Raw genomic sequence first — 18,488 nt, forward strand, 5'->3', positions numbered from 1 at the left:
TACGGCCATGTCGTGATTGTCGATGCCGGGCGCCGGACAGGGGTGGGGAATGCGGGCCGCGACGCGCGGACCGGAGCCTAGAGTTGCGTCACGGGCTCCCGAAACGGCCGGAAGGAAGAACGCGTTGGATCAGCCGACCCATGGTTGTGTTCTGCTGCTGGACGGCACTCCCGACCGGCGGCGGGGCGCCCTGCCGAACCCGACCGCCCACGCCATCGCCGGAGCGAACCCCCGTGGCTTCCTCGCCGCCGCCTCGGCCGACGTGGTGCAGCTCCCCGCCATGGCCGGGCCACAGAGCGTCCTCGCCTACCTCCAGGACGCCGTCCGGGTGCCCGGGCCGCTGCTGATCTGGATCACCGGCCATCTGATGGTCCCGACCCGCCGCAACGCCGAACTGCACCTGGCGCTGCGCGAGAGCACCGCCACGACCGTCCGCTACACCGGGCTGCCGTGGGAGTGGCTCACCCGGACGCTGCGCGAGCACGCGGGCCCCACGCTGCTCCTCGTCGACGCGGAGGCCGACGCCCACGCCTGGCCCCACGTCACCGCCGCCGCCCACGACGGCCGGCTCGCCGACGGCCTGGCCCTCCACGGGGTGATCACCCCCAGCCCGCCCAAGCCCTCACTGGAGGCCGGGCCCTACACCCGGGCCTTCCTCACCGCCCTGTCGGTCGGCCACCCCACGGCCGGGCCCGCGCTCGACCCGGCGCTGCCGCACCAGCTGGCGCTCGCTCAGGCGACGCTCCCCGAGGGCTTCCTGCCCCTCCAGTACGGCGACGCCGGGCCCGTCCTCGCCAACCGGGCGGCCCCGCCGCGCGCCACGGCGCCACCCCGGGCCACGCCCGCCGCCGAACCCGCGCCGGCCGCGCCCGTCCCCGCCGCCCATGCCGTCCCCGCACCGGCGGCTCGGGCGGAGGATCCGCTGCCGGACATCCTCGCCGCCGCCCACGCCGGGCGGCACAACGAGGCGGCGGCCATGGCCGCCGCCTGGGAACAGCAGGCGCTGCGCCGCCACGGCCCCCACAGCCCCGAGGCCGCCCTCTGGATCGAGGTGAGGGCCGACCTCGCCCGCCTCGCCGGGGACCATCCGCGCGCCGCCGAGCTGTGGCTGTCGGCCGCCTCCCACCGCCTGGACCGGGGCGGCCCGGCCGACGCGGAGGCCCTCGCCGCGCTGAAACGGGCCCACTACTGCTGGCAGCACAGCGGCGACCGCGCGGCGCTCCTGGCGCCCGCGCTGCTCGCGCTGTGGGAGCGGGTGCCGGAAAGCGAGGAGGCCGCCGCCGACGTACGGGCGCGGCTGGCGGGGGAGCTGCCGCCGGTGGGGTCGCGCTAGGTCCTCACCCGCGTCGGGTCGTCCACCAGCGGGCCTTGTACATGCCGCCGCGCAGCAGCGTCCGGGTGCCGTCCGGGCGGTAGAGGATCAGCGTGGTGGTGCACCACGAGCAGGAGTGGCCCGGCTCGGGGCGGGAGATCAGGATCCGGCCCGTGGCGGGGTCGTCCCCGACGCTCTTGACGTCCGGGCCGCTGATCCTCGACTGGAGCGGGTAGCCGACGAACGCCTGCTCCCCCGTCGCGTACTGATAGACCGCCGACGCCGTAGCCACCCACAGGTGCCCCGGCCTGCTCAGCACGGGCGCCAGGTCGTGGCCGCCCCGGGTGGGCAGGTCCACGCGCCGGACGACGGTCAGCTCGGGCTCCGGGGCGGAGCCGTCCACCCGCAGGGCGACGAGCTGCCGGCTGCCCAGGGCCCACAACAGCCGGGTGCCCGGGTCCCAGTGCACCCCGTGGGCCCCGGGGAGCGCCACCTGCGCGTGATCCGTGGCGCGCGGGCCGGCGGAGGCCGCGTACACCCGGACGTAGCCGCCGGTGCTCGCCGCCACGGCCACGTTCCCGTCGGGCAGCAGGTCGATGCTGTGGGCGTTGCCGGTACCGGTGTCCGCCGCCCAGTACACCTCCCGGTCGGGGTAGCCCACCACGGCGGCCAGTCCGCCGGAGGCCGTGGCCAGCAGATAGCGCCTGCCGTTCAGCGAACGGAACTTGACCTCGCTGGGGTTGGTCCACGTCGTGCCGGGGTCCAGGTCGGACAGTTCGGACCGGCCGTCCGCGCTCCACGACCAGAGCACCCCCGGGTCGTCCTCGTCCCGGGCGTCCCACCGCGTCCGCGCGGAGTCCAGGACGTACACGGACCGCGTCGCCTGGTCGGCCGCCACGATCGGCGCGGCCGCCGCGCGCTCCCCCGCCCGGGCGCCCGCCACGCCCGGTGCCGCGAACGTCAGCACCCCCGCCAGCAGCAGGGCCACCGGCCCGCTCACCCCTGTGTTCACGTCGCACAGCGTCGGGCCGCACCCCCCGGACGGACGCGGCACCACGCCCGCGCGTCACGCGAACGGCCCCGCCGCGACGTGGGCCGGACGGGTGATTTACCCGGCGCGGCCCGCCGCGCGTGCCCGTTCTGGGGGAGCGTGTCTGTCGGACGGACGTGCTCGCGGCCCGGGTGGGAGTACTCATCGATGACGACGACCGATTCAGCGCAGGAGCGGTTCCCCGTACGGTTCTGGGACGTGGGGGACCTCCGGGGGCTGGACTTCGACCCCTTCATGGCGGCGCAGCTGCGGGACGAGCCGATCTCGCGCGTGAAGCTGCCCAACGGCGAGGGGCACGCCTGGTTCGTGACCCGCTACGAGGACGTCAAGTTCGTCACCTCGGACCCCCGGTTCAGCCGGCAGGCGGTGCTGGGCCGCCCGATCACCCGGCTCGCCCCGCACTTCATCCCGCTGGACGAGGCCGTGGGCTTCGCCGACCCGCCCGAGCACACCCGGCTGCGCAAGGCCGTGGCCAGGTCCTTCACCACCCGTAGCCTCGAGCGGCTGCGGCCGGGCGCCCAGCGGGCGGCGGACGAGCTGCTCGACGAGATGGAGCAGGAGGGGCCGCCCGCCGATCTGATGGAGCATCTCCACGGGCCGCTGCCCCTGGCCGTGATCAGCGATCTGATGGGCGTGCCCCAGGTCGACCGGCGGCAGATGGCGCTGTGGACGAACGTGATCCTCTCCGCCGGGTACGGCCGCGAGGCCAGCGAGCGGGCGAAGAACGGGATGGCGACGTACTTCACCGACCTGCTGGCCCAGCGGCTCGCCGAGCCCCAGGAGGACCTGGCGGGCGAGCTGGCCGACGCCACGGCCCAGGGCGGGCTCAGCACGGAGGAGGCGGTGGCCATCGCCCTGCTGATCCAGGCGAGCGCCGCCCACGCCGTGCGCAACAACAGCGCCAACATGGTCTACGCGCTGCTGACCCACCCGGAACAGCTGGCCAGGCTGCGGGCCGAGCCGGAGCTGCTGCCGCAGGCCATCGAGGAGCTGCTGCGCTTCATCCCGCACCGCAACGCCGTGGGGCTGGCCCGGATCGCGACCGAGGACGTCGAGGTCGCCGGGGTGCCGATCAAGGCCGGTGAGGTGGTGCACTCCTCCTACCTCACGGCCAACCGCGATCCGAGCGTCTTCGACCGCCCCGACGAGCTGGACTTCGACCGCGAGCACGTCCCGCACCTGTCCTTCGGGCACGGGCCGCACTTCTGCCTGGGGTCGATGCTGGCCCGGCTGGAGGAGGAGATCATCCTCTCCACGCTGCTGCGGCGCTTCCCGGAACTGCGGCTGGCGGAGCCCGTGGAGAAGATCCGCTGGCAGCGCAGCGCGCTCATCCGGGGCCCGGAGAACCTTCCCGTCACCTGGTGAAAGGCTCCCGCCATGACGCTCATCAGCGCCCCCGACGGTCTGGTCGTGCCCCCGGGCGAGGGCCGGACGCTGGTCACCGCGGCCCAGCGGGTCACCTTCAAGGTGACCGGGGAGCACTCGCGGGCCGCCTCCAGCTTCGAGGTGGTCGTCCCCCCGGGCTTCGACGTCGGCGCCCACCGGCACACGCGCAGCGAGGAGCTCTTCTACGTGCTCGAGGGCGAGCTGGACGTCCTCGCCTTCGAGCCGCGCGTGCGCACCCGGGACAACTGGCGGGAGTGGGAGTCCGCCAGTGGTCAGCGCTGTGTCAGGGCCCGCGCCGGCACGGTGATCGTCGTGCCTCCGGGCTGTCCGCACGCGTTCGCCAATGTGACGGGCGAGGCGGCCCGGATGTTCTTCCAGGCGTCGCCGCCGCCCGATCACGAGCGGTATTTCGAGGAGCTCTTCGAGATCCTGAACTCCGGCCCGGCGGTGGACCACGAGGCGATCGCCGAGCTGCGCCTCCGCTATGACATCGAGCAGCTCACGCCGCTGCGGATGACGCCTCCGGGGGCAGGTGGAGACGTCGCTGCCGCTCGGTGATGGCGACGTCGTTGACGCTCGCGTAGCGGCGGCGCATCAGGCCGTCGGGGGTGAACTCCCAGTTCTCGTTGCCGTGGCTGCGGTACCACTGGCCGTCCGCGTCGTGCCACTCGTACTCGAAGCGCACGGCGATGCGGTCGTCGGTGTGGGCCCACAGCTCCTTGCGGAGCCGGTAGCAGAGCTCGCGCTCCCACTTCTCGCGGAGGAAGGCGACGATCCGCCGACGGCCGGTCAGGAACACGTCGCGATTGCGCCACTCGGAGTCCTCGGTGTAGGCGAGCGCGACCCGCTCGGGGTCCCGGGTGTTCCAGGCGTCCTCGGCGGCGCGCACCTTCGCGAGGGCGGTCTCGGTGGTGAACGGCGGGACCGGCGGTGTGATCTCGGGCATGGTTCTCCCTCTCTCCACACGGAGAACGATCGTTCTCCACGATGTGCGGTAGCGTAGGAGAACGATGGTTCTCGCGCAAGCGGCACGAAAAGGGGGAGCGATGAAGGCCATGGCGACGGAGGCCGAGGGCCGGGTCCTGGACGCGGCCGAGGAGCTCTTCTACGCCCGGGGGCTCCAGGCCGTGGGGATGGACGCGATCCGGGGCGCGTCGGGGGTCTCCCTCAAGCGCCTCTACCAGCTCTTCCCCTCCAAGGACGTGCTGGTGGAGGCGTATCTGCGGCGCCGCGACGAGCGCTGGCGCGCGGCGCTGGCGCGCCACGCGGAGGCGCTGCCCGCCGGGCGGGAGCGGGTGCTCGCCGTGTTCGACTGGCTGGAGCGCTGGTTCGCGGAGGACGGCTTCCGAGGGTGCGCGTTCGTGAATTCCTTCGGCGAGCTGGGGGGCGTCTCGCCGGCCGTGGCGGAGGCGGCCCGGGCGCACAAGGACGCCTTCCGCCGCTACCTGGGCGGTCTTGTCACGGAGGCGGGCGCGCCGGCTCCGGTGGGCGGCCAGATCGCCCTCCTCGCGGAGGGCGCGATCGTGACGGCGGCCGTGTCGGGCGACCCGGGGGCGGCCCGGACGGCCCGGGAGGCGGCGTCCGTCCTGCTGGCGCCCTACTTCGCGTGCGAGCCGAGGTAGAAGAGCAGCCAGATGAAGCCGGCCAGGACGTGGCCGAAGACGATGTAGATCAGCACGCGCCAGCCCACCGCCTTCTCGGCGTACTTCTCGGAATCGTGGGTCATGGCCGTATCTCTCCGGTCGTCGTGGTTCGTCTTGCCCTTGAGTGTGTGGACGGGGTCATCGCTCCGCCGCGCTCTCCGCGCCCCGCAGCTCCGTGAGGAGCTGCTCCTGGCCGCTGAGCACCTGTGTCAGGATGCGCCGGGCGGCGCCGAGGAGCTCCGCCACGTCCCCGCCGGCCAGGGCGTAGACGACGGTGGCGCCCTCGCGGGTGGCGGTGACGATGCCCGAGCGGCGCAGCACCGCGAGCTGCTGCGAGAGGCTCGACGGCTCGACCCCGATCTCGGTGAGCAGGTCGCGCACCGGCATGGGCCCGTTCTGGAGGAGCTCCAGCACCCTGATGCGCACCGGGTGGCCGAGCATCCGGAAGAACTCCGCCTTGGCCTGGTACAGCGGCACCTTCACGCCGTTCAACTCCCACCCCGCTCGTCGTCCTCGTCCGTGGTGATGCCGTGGGCGAGGGCCAGCCGCAGGGCGTCGTCCAGTTCGTCCTCCGCGACCGCGGCCGCGTAGACGTCCCCGGCCGCCCGCGCGGCCGCGAGGTCGGCGCGCGCGGCGCGCACCCGCTCCCGCATCGCTTCGGCGAACGCACTCACGGCGGCCCCCTCGCTGACTCGTCCGGCTCTTCGCAGACCTGGTGAATTGAAGAATTACGCAATTCTAGGCCGCGCGGGCGAACGGACCGTAGCCCTCGGCTGTGCAGGTGATGTGATGTCGGTTTTCGGGGCGTTCATCACATGATCGTAGGTCCGTTTTGTTAGGTTTTCTCCCACTGTCCCTCCTGGTCCGACTGGGGGTCTGTGGTGGCGATCTCGACGAGCGAGTCCCGGCTGGCGGCGGCCCGTGGCCGCCCCGACGGCGCGGTACCCGCCCCCGGCGGCGCGGTGGGCGACACCGGGAGCCTCGGCCCGGGCGCGCCGGGGGTCCCGGCTCCCGCCGGGCCCGGCGGGAGCGCGGCCTACGACTACGCGCGCTACAGCAGACTGGCCGGGCCGCTCACCGAGGCCCCCGACAGCGGCTACCGGGTGCGCTACCGGCGCCTCCTCGGGCCCGGCGGGGGCGGCGGCGTGAAAGTGATGCTGCTGGTCGCCGCGGGCCCGCTGGTCTGCCTCGCCCTCCTGTTGTGGCTCGTCTCCCCCGAGCACTGGCTGTACCGGCCCTACGTCAGCGGCTGGGAGCGCGCGCTCGACACCGTGATGCTGGTCTCGATCGGGCTGATCGAGCTGTTCCGCGTCGTCAACGTCGCCTCCAACGCCCATGCCACCTGGGCGGCCCGGGACCCCGTCCCCGTCCGCGCCCGGCCCGGCACCCGCGTCGCCTTCCTCACCAGCTTCGTCCCCGGCAAGGAACCGCTGTCCATGGTCCGGGCCACGCTGGAGGGGGCGGTGCGCATCGAGCACGACGGGCCGCTGGACGTCTGGCTGCTCGACGAGGGCGACGACCCGGAGGTGAAGCGGCTGTGCCGGCGGCTGGGCGTACGGCACTTCTCCCGCAAGGGGGTCGCCCGCTGGAACCAGCCCTCCGGCCGCTACCGGGCCCGCACCAAGCACGGCAACTACAACGCCTGGCTGGACGCGCACGGCGACGCCTACGAGTTCATGGCCTGCGTCGACACCGACCACGTGCCGCTGCCCAACTTCCTGGAGCGGATGCTCGGCTACTTCCGCGACCCCGACGTGGCGTTCGTCGTCGGCCCCCAGGTCTACGGCAACTACACCACGGCGGTCACCAAGGCCGCCGAGAGCCAGCAGTTCCTCTTCCACGCCCTGATCCAGCGGGCCGGCAACGCCTACGGCTCGCCCATGTTCGTCGGCACCAGCAACTGCGTCCGCGTCGGCGTGCTGCGGCAGATCGGCGGCCTCTACGACTCGATCACCGAGGACATGGCCACCGGACTGGAGATCCACCGCCGCCGCAACCCCGCCACGGGCCGCCGATGGAAGTCCGTCTACACCCCCGACGTCCTCGCCGTGGGCGAGGGCCCCTCGACCTGGACGGACTTCTTCAGCCAGCAGCTGCGCTGGTCGCGCGGGACGTACGAGACGCTGCTGCGGCAGTTCTGGCGGGCGGCCTGGTCCCTCTCCCCCGGCCGGCTGCTCAACTACGGATTCATGGTGGCCTACTACCCCATGGCCGCGCTCAACTGGGTGCTGGGCGCCCTGACCTGCGTGCTCTTCCTCGGCTTCGGGGCCTCGGGGATCTCCGTGGAGCCGTCGCTGTGGCTGATGCTCTACTGCGACGCGGCCGCCCTCCAGATCGGCCTGTACGTCTGGAACCGGCGCCACAACGTCAGCCCCCACGAACCGGCCGGCTCCTCCGGGGCCGCCGGCATGGTGATGTCCGCGCTCTCCGCCCCCCTCTACGCGCGCTCGCTCGCCCAGGCCGTGCTGCGACGGAGCTCGCGCTTCGTGGTGACGCCCAAGGGCGACTCGGCCAGCCCCGACCGCCTGGCGACCTTCCGCGGCCATCTGCTGTGGGCCGGGCTGTTCGCCCTGTCGCTGGCCGCCTCCTGGGCGCTCGGCCACGCCCACGCGGCGATGCGGTGCTGGGCGCTGCTGGCCCTGGTGACCTCCCTCGGCCCGGTCGCCGTCTGGCGGGCCGGGCGCCGGCGGGAGCGGCGCCGGGCCTGGTGAGGGGGGCCGCGCGCACCGCGCGCGGGACTCGTACGAGCGATGGGACGTGGATGCGGTGAGGTTCCCGAGGAAGACATACCCGGCGAGGTCCTGGGCCCGGTTCCGGGCGAACAGGAAGGCGCGCAAGGCGGTGCTGGGCGCCGGTGCCGCGCTGGCCCTGATCGCGGCCAACGGCCCGGCCGCCACCGGCTTCGCCGAGCGGGCCTGGCACGAGTACACGATCAACCAGGAGTCGTACAAGATCCGGTACGGGCACTGGGACGTGGTGGACGTCCCCGCCCGGTTCCGGATCAACGCCATTCACGCGGCCCTGCTGCGCACCGGAAAGGTGCTGCTGATCGCCGGGTCCGGCAACGACGAGAAGAACTTCCGGGCGGGGACCTTCCAGAGCGTCCTGTGGGACCCGGCGCGCAACACCTTCCGGGAGATCGACACCCCCAAGGACATGTTCTGCTCGGGCCACGCCCAGCTCCCCGACGGCCGGCTGCTGGTCGCGGGCGGCACCGCCCGCTACGAGAAGCTCACCGGCGACGTGAAACGGGCCGGCGGCGCGATGCTGGTGAAGAACGAGAACCCCGACGCCCCCCGGACCTTCCCCGCCGGGACCGTGTTCGTGGGCTCCACCGGCAAGCGGTACCGCACGCTGCTGCCCGTCCTCGTGCCGCGCGCGAAGAAGAACGTCGTCGAGCAGACCGACCGCGCGCCGAAGAAGGTCACCGTCACCGCCGCCCAGGCCCGCGTCTACGTCGAGGCGGTCACCGACGGGGAGCAGGGCATCACCCAGACCGCCGACCAGTACCGCGTCCAGGGGCTGCGCGGCCGTGACGCCCAGGACCTCTACGGCCTCGCCGCCAAACTGGGGCTGGACAAGAAGGACTTCCAGGGCCTCAAGGACGCCTACGAGTTCGACCCCGTCGCCGAGCGCTACGTCCGCGTCGACCCGATGTCCGAGGCCCGCTGGTACCCCACGCTGGTCACCCTCAAGGACGGCCGGGTCCTGGCGGTCTCCGGCCTGGACGACATGGGCGAGATCATCCCGGGCAAGAACGAGATCTACGACCCCAGGACCCACAAATGGTCCCCGGGCCCCAACCGCTACTTCCCCACCTACCCCGCGCTCTTCCTCACCGCCGGCGGCCGCCTCTTCTACTCCGGCTCCAACGCCGGCTACGGGCCCGCCCACGCGGGCCGCACCCCGGGCCTGTGGAACGTGGACACCAACGCCTTCGTGCCCGTACCCGGTCTGGAGGAGCAGGACATGACGGAGACCTCGGCCTCCGTGCTGCTGCCCCCGGCTCAGGACCGCAAGGTGATGATCATGGGCGGCGGCGGGGTCGGCGAGTCGCACGAGTCCACCGGGCGGACCGCCATCGCCGACCTCCGCGCCCCGGCCCCCCACTACGTCCCCGGGCCCGATCTGCCCCAGGGCACCCGCTACCTCAACGCCGTGCTCACCCCCGACGACCGGGTCTTCACCTCTGGCGGCTCCCGCGACTACCGGGGCAAGCGCGGCTCGGACATCCTGCGCGCCCAGTTCTACGACCCCAGGACCCGCGCCTTCGAGACGGCGGCGGCGCCCGCCGTCGGCCGCGACTACCACGCGGAGGCCCTGCTGCTGCCCGACGGGCGGATCGCGGTCTTCGGCTCCAACCCGCTCTTCGCGGACAAGGACGACACCCGCATGGGGGTCTTCGAGAAGCGCATCGAGGTGTACACGCCGCCGTACCTCTACCGCGCCCACCGGCCCGCCCCGCCCACGGGCCCCCTCCGCACCGCCCACGGCGCCACGCTCGTCCTGCCGGGCACCGACGCGGGCGAGGTGGCGACCGCCCGGCTCATGCGGCCCAGCGCGGTGACCCACGCGACGGACGTCGAACAGCGGTCCGTGGCACTGCCCCTGGCCAACCACGGCGGGGCGGTGGCCGTGACGATCCCTCAGGACCCCTCGCTGGTGCCGGGCGGCTGGTACATGCTCTTCCTGACGGACCGCGCGGGCACGCCGTCCCGCGCGGCGTGGGTGTACGTACGCTGACGTCCCTCCGGGCCCCCGTCAGCCCGGTGTCGTCGCGGCCGCCGCCGGCGGCCGCGCGGGCGCCGCCTCCTCCGGCGGCCTCGCCAGCCCCAGCGCGTACTCCGACCACCAGTGCCCGGCCGGCGGCGCCCCCCGACAGCTGCCGTCCGACTCCCCCGGCCGCTTGACCCACACGAACGCGTCGACCCTCGGATCGCCGGTCGCCGTGGTGGGCGGCGTGCCCAGCGCCCGCCCCGGCGGATTGCACCAGCTCTCCGCCCCCGGCTCGTCGCTCCTCAGCGGCCCGTTCCCGTTGCGGCTGGTGTCGATGATGTAGTGGGCCCCGCCCAGCCGCGCGGAGAGCCGGTCGCCGTACTCCCGCGTCACCGGCGTCGTATGGAAGTTGGAGACGTTCAGCGCGAAGCCGTCCGCCGCCCCGACCCCGGCCCCGCGCAGCGCGCCGGCGAGCAGCGCCTGGTCCGAGATCCAGCCCGCGTTGCCCGCGTCCACGTACACGGACACCCCCCGCCGGGCCTTGAGCGTCCGCACCGCCTCGGCCAGCAGCCCCAGCCGCTCGCGCGCCGCGGCCTTCGGCAGACAGCCGGAGGCCCACTGGGCGACCGCGTCCGGCTCCAGCACCACCCAGGCCCGGTGCTCGCCGATGCCGGCGGCCACGCGGGAGACCCAGGCGCGATAGGCGGCGGCCGTGGGCGCGCCGCCCGAGGAGTACTGGCCGCAGTCGCGGTGCGGGACGTTGTACGCCACCAGCAGGGGGATCCGGGAGGCGCGCTCGGCCTCCTCGGTGACGCGGGCTGCCTGAGCCCTGGGGTCGTCGCCCGTCAGCCAGACGGCCGTCGGCTGCTCCGCGATGCGCCGCACCACCTCGGCGTCCTCGTCCCGGCCCCGTTCCTCCCAGGTCCGGGCCTGTTTGCCGGCCCGGCTCGACGGTTCGACCCAGAACGGCGAGTCCGCGCCGTCCCCGGAATCCGTGGCCGCCGCGGGACCGGGCCCCCAGGCGAGGCACACGGCCCCGGCGCACACCAGGACCGCCGCGCCGTACCGCGCGCCGGCGCGGAAGCGGACCGTACGGGCACCGGTCATGAGCGTCACCTCTTCAAGCCGGTATCAGGTGGTCGTACCAGCGTGAAATATGGCGACTCGTCAGGCGTGCATTGGGGCGGCCGTACGGGGCGTCGTTGCTCCGGAAGGTCTACCGCGGCTCCGGCTCGCCGCCGAGGACCCGCGCGAGGTCGTAGCGGACCGGCTCCTCCAGCTGGTCGTACGTGCAGCTCTCGGGGGTGCGGTCCGGGCGCCACCGGCGGAACTGGGCGGTGTGGCGGAAGCGGTCCCCCTGCATGTGGTCGTAGGCGACCTCGACGACCCGCTCGGGCCGCAGGGCGGTCCAGGACAGGTCCTTCTTGCCGGTCCAGCGGCTGGGGCCGCCGGGGAGCCGGCCGGCGGCCTGGGCCTCCGCGTCCGCCCAGTCCTGCCAGGGGTGGCCGGTGGCGTCCGGCATGCGCAGCGGCTCCAGTTCGGCCATCAGCTCCTGGCGGCGGCGCATGGGGAAGGAGGCGCACACGCCCACGTGCTGGAGCCTGCCCCCGGCGTCGTAGAGGCCGAGCAGCAGCGAGCCGACGACCGGGCCGCTCTTGTGCGGGCGCAGCCCCGCGACGACGCAGTCGGCGGTGCGCTCGTGCTTGATCTTGACCATGACGCGTTCGCCCTGCCGGTAGGGCAGCCCGGGCGGCTTGGCGATCACCCCGTCGAGGCCGGCGCCCTCGAACTGCTCGAACCAGCCCCGGGCCACGTCGAGGTCGTGGGTGACGGGCGCGGTGAAGAGGGGGGCGCGCGCGTCGCGGAGCGCTTCGGTGAGGGCCGCCCTGCGCTCGCTCTGCGGGGTGTCGAGGAGCGAGGCGTCGCCGAGGGCGAGCAGGTCGAAGGCGATCAGGCTCGCCGGGGTGACCTCCGCCAGATGGCGCACCCGGGAGTCGGCGGGGTGGATGCGTTCCAGGAGGGCGTCGAAGTCCAGCCCGCCGCCGCGCGCGATGACGATCTCCCCGTCGAGGACGCAGCGGGCGGGCAGCTGTTCGAGGAGGGCGCCGGTGAGCTCGGGGAAATAGCGGGTCAGCGGTTTGCCCGTGCGGCTGCCCAGTTCGATCTCTGCGCCGTCGCGGAAGACGATGGCCCGGAAGCCGTCCCACTTGGCCTCGTACTGCATCCCGGGCGGGATGGTGGCGGCGGTCTTCGCCAGCATCGGCCGGACCGGGGGCATCACCGGAAGGTCCATGGTCGTGATTGTGCGGGCGGGGCCTCCCGGCCGCCCGCCGACAGGCGCCGCCCGGCCGCCCGGCCTAGCGTGAAACGCATGGCAGAGGCGCTCGAGCTCACCGTCGGCGAGCGGACCGTACGGCTGTCCAACCCGGACAAGGTGTACTTCCCCCAGCGCGGGTTCACGAAGTACGACCTCGCCCGCTACTACCTGAGCGTCGGCGACGGCATCGTACGGGCCCTCAAGGACCGGCCCACGACGCTGGAGCGGTATCCGGACGGGGTGGAGGGCGAGTCGTTCTTCCAGAAGAGGGCGCCCAAGAACCTGCCCGAGTGGATCCCGACCGGGCGCATCGCCTTCCCCAGCGGCCGGTACGCCGACGAGATCTGCCCGGGCGAGCCGGCCGCCGTGCTGTGGGCGGCGAACCTGGGCTGTCTGACCTTCCATCCCTGGCCGGTGCGGCGCTCGGACACCGAGCACCCCGACGAGCTGCGCATCGACCTCGACCCCCAGCCGGGCACCGGCTACGCCGACGCGGTGCGGGCGGCGCTGGAGCTCAAGGACGTCCTGGCGGAGCTGGATCTGATCGGCTGGCCCAAGACCTCGGGCGGGCGGGGCCTCCACGTCTTCGTGCCGATCGCGCCCCGGTGGACCTTCGTCCAGGTGCGACGGGCGGCCATCGCGGTCGCCCGGGAGCTGGAGCGCCGCGCGCCGGAGCGGATCACCACGGCCTGGTGGAAGGAGGAGCGCGGCGAAAAGATCTTTGTCGACTACAACCAGACCGCCCGGGACCGGACCATCGCCAGCGCCTACTCCGTGCGGCCCCGGCCGCACGCGCCCGTCTCGGCGCCGCTGCGCTGGGACGAGCTGACCGATGCCGTGCCCGAGGACTTCGACCTGGCGACGATGCCGGCCCGGTTCGCGGAGGTCGGCGATCTCCACGCGGGCATGGACGAACAGCCCTGCGACCTGGAGGCGGCCCTGGAGCTGGCCGCGCGCGACGAGCGGGAGCACGGCCTGGGCGATCTGCCCTATCCGCCGGAGCACCCGAAGATGAAGGGCGAGCCCAAGCGGGTGCAGCCCAGCCGGGCCCGGCGGACCGATGACTGAACGGACGGCCGGCGCACGCCGAACGCGCCCGGAGGAGCGCCCGGATCAGCCATCCGGGCCGTCCATGCGGGCCGTCAACTTGATTTGTGTTTATGGCGACATTTCATGTGGAACCCGGTCAATGCGTGATCCACTTCGCATCGAGGGAGTTCCCATGATCAGTACACTCGCGATCCGCAGCAGAAGGGTCTCGGCCGGTGTGATCGCGGCCGTCACCCTCGGCGGTTCCCTGCTGGCCGCCGCCCCCGCCGCCCACTCCGCCGATGCGCCGCCGGTCCCGCCCATCCGGCCGTACGGTGCGGTCGTCTCCAGCACGGGCATCAACGAGCGCGGCTTCCCCACCACGGACTCCGCGGTCAAGGGCGTGCTAAAGTACCACACCCAGGTGGCCCTGCGCTGCAAGGCCCACGCCCAGGACGTCGCGGGCAACCCCGTCTGGTACCTGCTGCGGGACCGCAACACCTGGGTCTCGGCGAAGTACGTGGAGAACACCGGCGCCGTGCCCGTCTGCAAGAACGTCAGCAAGGGCATGCTGGAGGACGCCCAGCAGACGCGCCCGCAGAACGTCCGCCCGCCGCAGCCGGCCCGGCCCCCGCAGCCGGCCCGACCCCCGCAGTCCCGCAGCGTCGAGGCCGAGCAGCCCTCCGGCCCCATGGGGTGACGTCCCGCCCGACGGCACCGACCAGTCCGGGCTCCCGGACTGGTCAGGCCATGGGGCGCGGCGCCGGGCCGCCGGGCGCGGTCAGCCGCTCAGCCGCTCTTGCGGCGGAACGAACGCTGCCCGCCCGCCTTGCCGTGAGTGCCATGGATCTTGGAGCCGTCACGGCCCCGGCCGCCGGAGGCGCCTTCCGGCGATTTCCCGCGTTTGCGGTCCAGCGCTTCCCGGAACTTGCGCTTCACGTCGTCCTCCTGCCCCTCCGGGGCCTGGGCGCTTGTGTCGTCCGCCATTGAAACCTCCTGGTCATAGGGGCCTTCGCCACAGCTTGACACACACCGGCCGGGGTCGGCCGCCCGTTTTCCGGGCCGCCGGGCCCCCGGTGGACGGCCGGTGTCAGCGGACCGTCTGGTCGCCGTCGGGCACGTCCTCGACGCTCACCCGCACCGACTGCGGCAGCCCGAGACCGGCGGCCACCGCGCGCGCCAGCCCCTCCGGGTCGGGCCGCGTCGGGAAGGGCACGGTCTCGCCGTCGCCGTAAGCCTCGATCGCCTTGGTGAAGTACGAGGGGTCCCAGGCGCCGACGGCGCCCCTGACCTCGACGGCGAGCACCCGGCGCCCCGCGACCCGGCGCCGCACGGCACCGAGGATCTCGTCCGAGCGCAGCTCACCGGGCACCCGGAACAGACTGGCGTGCGCGCCGACTTTCGCTCCGCCGCCCAGCCGCACGGTGACGGTGAGACAGCTGGTGACGCTGGGGTAGAGGATCGCCTGGCCCGGGGCGGCCTCGGCGACCTGCCCCTCCGTGACGCGGACGGGCGCGCCCCCGGCGGCGCGGGCGGGCTCGGCGGCCATCGCCGCCGTGGGCCACAGGGCGAGCGCGGCGGCTCCGGCGAGCAGGGCGCGGCGGGAGGGGGCGGCCCCGGTGGGGACGCCCCTGGATGCTGATCGTGACATACCGTCAGCTTCGCAGCCCGCGCGGAGCGGCGGGGAACCGGGGCCCGCGTCCGTCGCCGGGTGCGGGCCGGGGTGCCGGCTCCGGGGGTCAGACCGTCGGAGCCTCCGGCTCGAAGCGGCTGCGCACCGCCGTCTGCACCTCCGCCTCCTCGGCCGGATCGGCGGCGAGCCTGCGCAGCTGGTCGACGACGCGGGCGTCGGCCGTCGTCGCGTGGCGGGCGGCCAGCTCCCGCGTCGACTCCTCGCAGTCCCACAGGCACTCGACGGCGAAGCCCGTCGCGAAGGAGGGGTCGGTCGCGGCGAGGGCGCGCGCGGCCCGGCCCCGCAGATGGGACGAGGCCGTCTCGCGGTAGATGTGGCGCAGCACGGGTGCGGCGCAGGTGATCGCCAGCCGGCCGGCCCCGTCGACGAGGTCCCACAGGACGGGCGCGTCGCAGCCCTCGGTCCGCACGGTGCGGCGCAGGGCGGCGAGGACGAGCGCGGAGTCGTAGGCGGCGCCCCGGCAGGCGAGCATCCCGGCCGCGGCCGCGCCCAGCGCGTCGCCCCGGTGGATCCAGGCGCGGGCCCGTTCCAGGGCGGCCGTGCTGCGCATCCGTTCGAAGGCGGTCACGGCGGCCGAGGAGACGAGCTCGCCGGGGTCGGCGGCGGCCGTCTCGATGAGGTCGAGGGCCTGGGGGTCGTGGTGCTCGGCGAGGTAGCGCAGGGCGGTGGCACGGGCGGCCTCGGGGCCGAACGCGGCGGCCTCGATGATCTCCAGGCGGTCCTCGGGCCCGGCCACGGCGGTCAGGCAGCGGGTGGCCGGCACATGGCGGTGCTGGGTGGGGTGGGCGTCGAGGCCCTGCTGGGCCCAGTCGAGGACCTCGCGGACGCTCCAGCCCGGGCGGGGGCCGGTGGGGCGCAGCTGGCGCTGCCAGCGGTCGAACGAGCCCTGTTCCCGGGCGGCGCGCACCCGGGCCGCGGTGGCGGGGGCCCGGCGGTCGTCGGCCCACAGCCGCCAGGGCCGGGGCTCGAAGGCGTCGCGGACGGCGGCGGCCAGCTCGGCCTCGCCCTCGGGGGTGTGCGGGAAGCGGGCGAGGACGGGGGCGGCCAGGGCGCGCAGCCCGGCGTCGTCGTCGCGCAGGGCCAGCTCGTCGAGGGCCCAGGCCCAGTTCCCGCCGGTGGCGGCGTAGCGGCGCAGCAGGACGAGGGCGTCGTCGCGGCCGTAGGAGGCGAGGTGGCCGAGGACGGCCAGGGCGAGGCCCGTGCGCTCCTCGGAGGTGTCGATCAGGTCGTCCGGGTGGAAGAGGTGCTGTTCGATCTCGCCGAGCCTGCCGCCGAGGTCCAGATAGAGGCGCGCGTAGTAGAGGGAGCGGTTCTCCACCTGCCAGTCGCGGCGGGGGTCGCGGAGCACGCAGTGGTTCAGCGCCGCGAGCGCCTCGGCCCGCGGCGCCGCGAGGGCATGCAGGGTCCCGTCGCCGCGGCCTCGCTGGAGGAGGCCGAGCAGGGTGCCGCTGGGCGCTATGTCTGGATCGAACATGGGGTCAGCATCCGGTGCGAGGAGTCGGCTGGCAACGGGATTTCCTTCCGGACGGCATTCTTGCCGGTGTCCACCTGTGCTATGCCTGGTGAACTGTGGAAACTCGGGTACTCCCAAGCGCCGCAGCCTACCCGGAGCGGTGGGTTCCGCGGAGTGCCGCCGGAAATGTCCCACCCATGCCGTCGGCATATGCCTCAAGCACCACCGTATCGGGTATTGCCAAAGCCCTTACAGCCCGTCGCTCCCTGTGCCACAGTCGTGACAGCAGTCCTGCCGGCCGCTCCAGCGGATCCCCGGAGCCGGCCGCGCCCCGCCTGTATCGGAGTACGTGATGCCGTCCCCACAGTCCGCGGACCGTCCCGCCGCCGAGCCGCCCGAGCGCGGCCAGGTGGACGCGCTCATCTCGCAGACGCGGCGGCTCAGAGGCGGCATCGACGCCGTGCGCCGGGAGGCGGTGGCGAGCGCGGAGACCTCGGACGACCCCCGGCTCCACTGGCAGCGCGCCTTGTGCGAGCTGGCAGCCCACCACGCGGACGATCTCGGCGAGCAGCTGGGCCAGCTCCGCGCGGGCCTGCCCACCTCCCGGTACGCCGGGGCGGGGAGCGGCACGGCCGCCTCCGTCGGCGCGGAGGGCGGCACGGCGACCCGGGGTGCCGGCACGGCCACGCGCGTCGCCGAGGACGACGGCGCGGACGGGGACGGCCTCGCGGCCGGGAGCGGCCCGGCGACGCCCGGCAGGGCGGGCAGCGCCGAGTGGAACCTGCTGACCGACGAGGTGGCGTGGACCGACGAGCTCTTCGCGCTCTTCGGCCGCCGCCCCGAGGACGGCGCGCTGACCCTCGACGAGCTCCCCTCCACCCTCCTGGAGGAGGACACCGGGCTGCTGACCACGATGGTCACCGACTGCCTGGTGGACGGGAAGCCGATCGACGGGGAGTTCCGCATCGTGCGCGGCGACGACGGCGCCGTGCGCACGGTGCACATGATGGGCGAGCCGGTGCTCGACGCCGACGGCTGCACGAGCTCCATGTGGGCCGTGCTGCGGGACGTCAGCGATCTGCGGCGCTTCCGCCGGGAGGTGCACGAGACCCGTGACTCGGCGCACCGCCGGCGGGATGCCGCCCGGACCGAGCACCGGCTTGCGGTCGAGTTGCAGGAAGCCGTGCTGCCACCGTGGCGCGGCTCCCTGCGGCTCCCGCAGAGCGTCCCCGCCGGCCCCGCGGCCCCGGGCGGGGGCGTCCTCGACCTGGCCGGGCACTACCTCCCGTCCTCGACCAGCAGCCTCATCGGCGGCGACTGGTTCGACGCGATGGAGCTGCCCGGCGGCCGGACGCTGCTGACCGTCGGCGGCCTTGCCGGCCGGGGGGTGGCCGCCACCTCGACCATGGCCATGCTGCTGGGCGCGGTGCGCGGCATGGCGGTCTCCGGGGCCGAGCCCGGCCCCCTGATGGGCTGGCTCAATCACCTCCTGGAATCCTCCGCCCAGCCCGCCCTGGGCAGCGCGGTCTGCTGCCGCTACGAGCCCGCCTCCGGCACCCTCCTGTGGTCCCAGGCCGGCCACCCCGCCCCGCTGCTCTTCCGCGACGGGGCGGGCCGGGCGCTGCGGCCGCCGGAGGGCGTCCTGCTCGGCGCGATGACGGATGCCGCCTACGCGCAGACCGAGGAGCGGCTGCTGCCCGGCGATGTGCTGCTGCTCCACACCGAGGGGCTGGCGGACCGGGCCGGTGCCCGGCGGCTGCTGGAGCTCGCGCCGCGATTCGCCATGGCGGACACCGCTCAGGACTGCCTGCGGGCGGTACTGGAGGAGTTCGGCGACAAGGAGCGTGAGGACGACGCGTGCGTACTGATCGCCCGCATCGGCTCATAG

At 74.1% G+C, this 18,488-nt stretch carries 19 protein-coding genes; 9 read left to right on the plus strand and 10 right to left on the minus strand.

What is annotated here, in order from left to right; genetic code table 11:
• The first annotated feature begins 124 nt into the window (after nt 1-124).
• The gene (locus ACX9I7_RS13170) at nt 125-1,333 is read left to right on the plus strand and encodes a hypothetical protein (protein ID WP_459387435.1); all 1,209 of its coding nucleotides are present in this window, start codon (nt 125-127) and stop codon (nt 1,331-1,333) included.
• A gap of 4 nt (nt 1,334-1,337) precedes the next feature.
• On the opposite strand, the gene ACX9I7_RS13175 is transcribed toward ACX9I7_RS13170, so the two are convergent.
• A complete protein-coding gene (locus ACX9I7_RS13175; protein WP_459387436.1) occupies nt 1,338-2,324 on the minus strand; it encodes a DUF6528 family protein in 987 nt (328 codons plus the stop codon).
• Between the two features lie 186 nt (nt 2,325-2,510).
• On the opposite strand from ACX9I7_RS13175, the gene ACX9I7_RS13180 reads away from it, so the two are divergent.
• Nucleotides 2,511-3,728 carry a cytochrome P450 gene (locus tag ACX9I7_RS13180; protein WP_358628686.1) on the plus strand — a complete coding sequence of 406 codons (1,218 nt, stop codon included), beginning with the start codon at nt 2,511-2,513 and terminating at the stop codon, nt 3,726-3,728.
• A gap of 12 nt (nt 3,729-3,740) precedes the next feature.
• Nucleotides 3,741-4,307 carry a cupin domain-containing protein gene (locus tag ACX9I7_RS13185; RefSeq protein WP_459387437.1) on the plus strand — a complete coding sequence of 189 codons (567 nt, stop codon included), beginning with the start codon at nt 3,741-3,743 and terminating at the stop codon, nt 4,305-4,307.
• Here the strand turns inward: ACX9I7_RS13185 and ACX9I7_RS13190 are convergent.
• Complete coding sequence (locus ACX9I7_RS13190) at nt 4,249-4,695, minus strand: nuclear transport factor 2 family protein (protein WP_387572693.1); 447 nt, start codon at nt 4,693-4,695, stop codon at nt 4,249-4,251. The two genes, ACX9I7_RS13185 and ACX9I7_RS13190, sit on opposite strands and share 59 nt — an antisense overlap.
• 109 nt (nt 4,696-4,804) lie before the next feature.
• Between ACX9I7_RS13190 and ACX9I7_RS13195 the strand changes: the two genes are divergently transcribed.
• Nucleotides 4,805-5,371 carry a TetR/AcrR family transcriptional regulator gene (locus ACX9I7_RS13195; protein WP_459387438.1) on the plus strand — a complete coding sequence of 189 codons (567 nt, stop codon included), beginning with the start codon at nt 4,805-4,807 and terminating at the stop codon, nt 5,369-5,371.
• Here ACX9I7_RS13195 and ACX9I7_RS13200 read toward each other — a convergent pair.
• From ACX9I7_RS13200 to ACX9I7_RS13210, 3 genes are read right to left on the minus strand one after another with little or no spacing between them, the layout of a single operon-like run.
• Nucleotides 5,347-5,475, minus strand: coding sequence for a DUF6126 family protein (locus ACX9I7_RS13200; protein WP_229357789.1), 129 nt, complete (start codon nt 5,473-5,475; stop codon nt 5,347-5,349). The genes ACX9I7_RS13195 and ACX9I7_RS13200 overlap by 25 nt on opposite strands.
• 55 nt (nt 5,476-5,530) lie before the next feature.
• On the minus strand, nt 5,531-5,875 hold the full coding sequence (locus ACX9I7_RS13205) for an ArsR/SmtB family transcription factor (RefSeq protein WP_387572699.1): 345 nt from the start codon (nt 5,873-5,875) through the stop codon (nt 5,531-5,533).
• Between the two features lie 5 nt (nt 5,876-5,880).
• Complete coding sequence (locus tag ACX9I7_RS13210) at nt 5,881-6,066, minus strand: hypothetical protein (RefSeq protein WP_126913020.1); 186 nt, start codon at nt 6,064-6,066, stop codon at nt 5,881-5,883.
• Between the two features lie 207 nt (nt 6,067-6,273).
• Here ACX9I7_RS13210 and ACX9I7_RS13215 point away from each other — a divergent pair, with 207 nt between their 5' ends.
• Nucleotides 6,274-8,103, plus strand: coding sequence for a glycosyltransferase family 2 protein (locus ACX9I7_RS13215; RefSeq protein WP_459387439.1), 1,830 nt, complete (start codon nt 6,274-6,276; stop codon nt 8,101-8,103).
• A gap of 55 nt (nt 8,104-8,158) precedes the next feature.
• Nucleotides 8,159-10,135 (plus strand): radical copper oxidase GlxA, encoded by a 1,977-nt coding sequence (gene glxA, locus ACX9I7_RS13220; RefSeq protein WP_459387440.1) that lies wholly within the window; start codon nt 8,159-8,161, stop codon nt 10,133-10,135.
• Nucleotides 10,136-10,153: 18 nt separating this feature from the next.
• On the opposite strand, the gene ACX9I7_RS13225 is transcribed toward glxA, so the two are convergent.
• Complete coding sequence (locus tag ACX9I7_RS13225) at nt 10,154-11,215, minus strand: glycoside hydrolase family 6 protein (RefSeq protein ID WP_387572707.1); 1,062 nt, start codon at nt 11,213-11,215, stop codon at nt 10,154-10,156.
• A 109-nt stretch (nt 11,216-11,324) separates the two neighbouring features.
• A complete protein-coding gene (locus ACX9I7_RS13230; protein WP_459387441.1) occupies nt 11,325-12,401 on the minus strand; it encodes an ATP-dependent DNA ligase in 1,077 nt (358 codons plus the stop codon).
• Between the two features lie 78 nt (nt 12,402-12,479).
• Between ACX9I7_RS13230 and ligD the strand changes: the two genes are divergently transcribed.
• The gene (gene ligD, locus ACX9I7_RS13235; protein WP_459387442.1) at nt 12,480-13,493 is read left to right on the plus strand and encodes a non-homologous end-joining DNA ligase; all 1,014 of its coding nucleotides are present in this window, start codon (nt 12,480-12,482) and stop codon (nt 13,491-13,493) included.
• Between the two features lie 154 nt (nt 13,494-13,647).
• Entirely contained in the window at nt 13,648-14,154 is a 507-nt protein-coding gene (locus ACX9I7_RS13240) for a hypothetical protein (protein ID WP_387572716.1), read from the plus strand.
• A gap of 89 nt (nt 14,155-14,243) precedes the next feature.
• Here the strand turns inward: ACX9I7_RS13240 and ACX9I7_RS13245 are convergent, their stop codons facing one another.
• From ACX9I7_RS13245 to ACX9I7_RS13255, 3 genes are all read right to left on the minus strand, one after another.
• Nucleotides 14,244-14,441 carry a DUF5302 domain-containing protein gene (locus ACX9I7_RS13245; RefSeq protein ID WP_189450529.1) on the minus strand — a complete coding sequence of 66 codons (198 nt, stop codon included), beginning with the start codon at nt 14,439-14,441 and terminating at the stop codon, nt 14,244-14,246.
• 103 nt (nt 14,442-14,544) lie between these two features.
• On the minus strand, nt 14,545-15,105 hold the full coding sequence (locus ACX9I7_RS13250; protein ID WP_387572719.1) for a hypothetical protein: 561 nt from the start codon (nt 15,103-15,105) through the stop codon (nt 14,545-14,547).
• Nucleotides 15,106-15,193: 88 nt separating this feature from the next.
• Complete coding sequence (locus ACX9I7_RS13255; RefSeq protein WP_459387443.1) at nt 15,194-16,621, minus strand: HEAT repeat domain-containing protein; 1,428 nt, start codon at nt 16,619-16,621, stop codon at nt 15,194-15,196.
• Nucleotides 16,622-16,952: 331 nt separating this feature from the next.
• Here ACX9I7_RS13255 and ACX9I7_RS13260 point away from each other — a divergent pair, with 331 nt between their 5' ends.
• On the plus strand, nt 16,953-18,488 hold the full coding sequence (locus ACX9I7_RS13260; protein WP_459387444.1) for a PP2C family protein-serine/threonine phosphatase: 1,536 nt from the start codon (nt 16,953-16,955) through the stop codon (nt 18,486-18,488).

Source organism: Streptomyces sp. L500 (assembly GCF_054551825.1).

Excerpts from the sequence above, each read along its gene's own strand:
- ACX9I7_RS13260 (WP_459387444.1), top strand. The coding sequence starts at position 16,953 with ATGCCGTCCCCACAGTCCGCGGACCGTCCCGCCGCCGAGCCGCCCGAG.
- ACX9I7_RS13230 (WP_459387441.1), bottom strand. The coding sequence starts at position 12,401 with ATGGACCTTCCGGTGATGCCCCCGGTCCGGCCGATGCTGGCGAAGACC.
- ACX9I7_RS13250 (WP_387572719.1), bottom strand. The coding sequence starts at position 15,105 with ATGTCACGATCAGCATCCAGGGGCGTCCCCACCGGGGCCGCCCCCTCC.
- ACX9I7_RS13240 (WP_387572716.1), top strand. The coding sequence starts at position 13,648 with ATGATCAGTACACTCGCGATCCGCAGCAGAAGGGTCTCGGCCGGTGTG.
- ligD (WP_459387442.1), top strand. The coding sequence starts at position 12,480 with ATGGCAGAGGCGCTCGAGCTCACCGTCGGCGAGCGGACCGTACGGCTG.
- ACX9I7_RS13245 (WP_189450529.1), bottom strand. The coding sequence starts at position 14,441 with ATGGCGGACGACACAAGCGCCCAGGCCCCGGAGGGGCAGGAGGACGAC.
- ACX9I7_RS13185 (WP_459387437.1), top strand. The coding sequence starts at position 3,741 with ATGACGCTCATCAGCGCCCCCGACGGTCTGGTCGTGCCCCCGGGCGAG.
- ACX9I7_RS13200 (WP_229357789.1), bottom strand. The coding sequence starts at position 5,475 with ATGACCCACGATTCCGAGAAGTACGCCGAGAAGGCGGTGGGCTGGCGC.
- ACX9I7_RS13190 (WP_387572693.1), bottom strand. The coding sequence starts at position 4,695 with ATGCCCGAGATCACACCGCCGGTCCCGCCGTTCACCACCGAGACCGCC.
- ACX9I7_RS13195 (WP_459387438.1), top strand. The coding sequence starts at position 4,805 with ATGGCGACGGAGGCCGAGGGCCGGGTCCTGGACGCGGCCGAGGAGCTC.
- ACX9I7_RS13255 (WP_459387443.1), bottom strand. The coding sequence starts at position 16,621 with ATGTTCGATCCAGACATAGCGCCCAGCGGCACCCTGCTCGGCCTCCTC.
- ACX9I7_RS13225 (WP_387572707.1), bottom strand. The coding sequence starts at position 11,215 with ATGACCGGTGCCCGTACGGTCCGCTTCCGCGCCGGCGCGCGGTACGGC.
- ACX9I7_RS13180 (WP_358628686.1), top strand. The coding sequence starts at position 2,511 with ATGACGACGACCGATTCAGCGCAGGAGCGGTTCCCCGTACGGTTCTGG.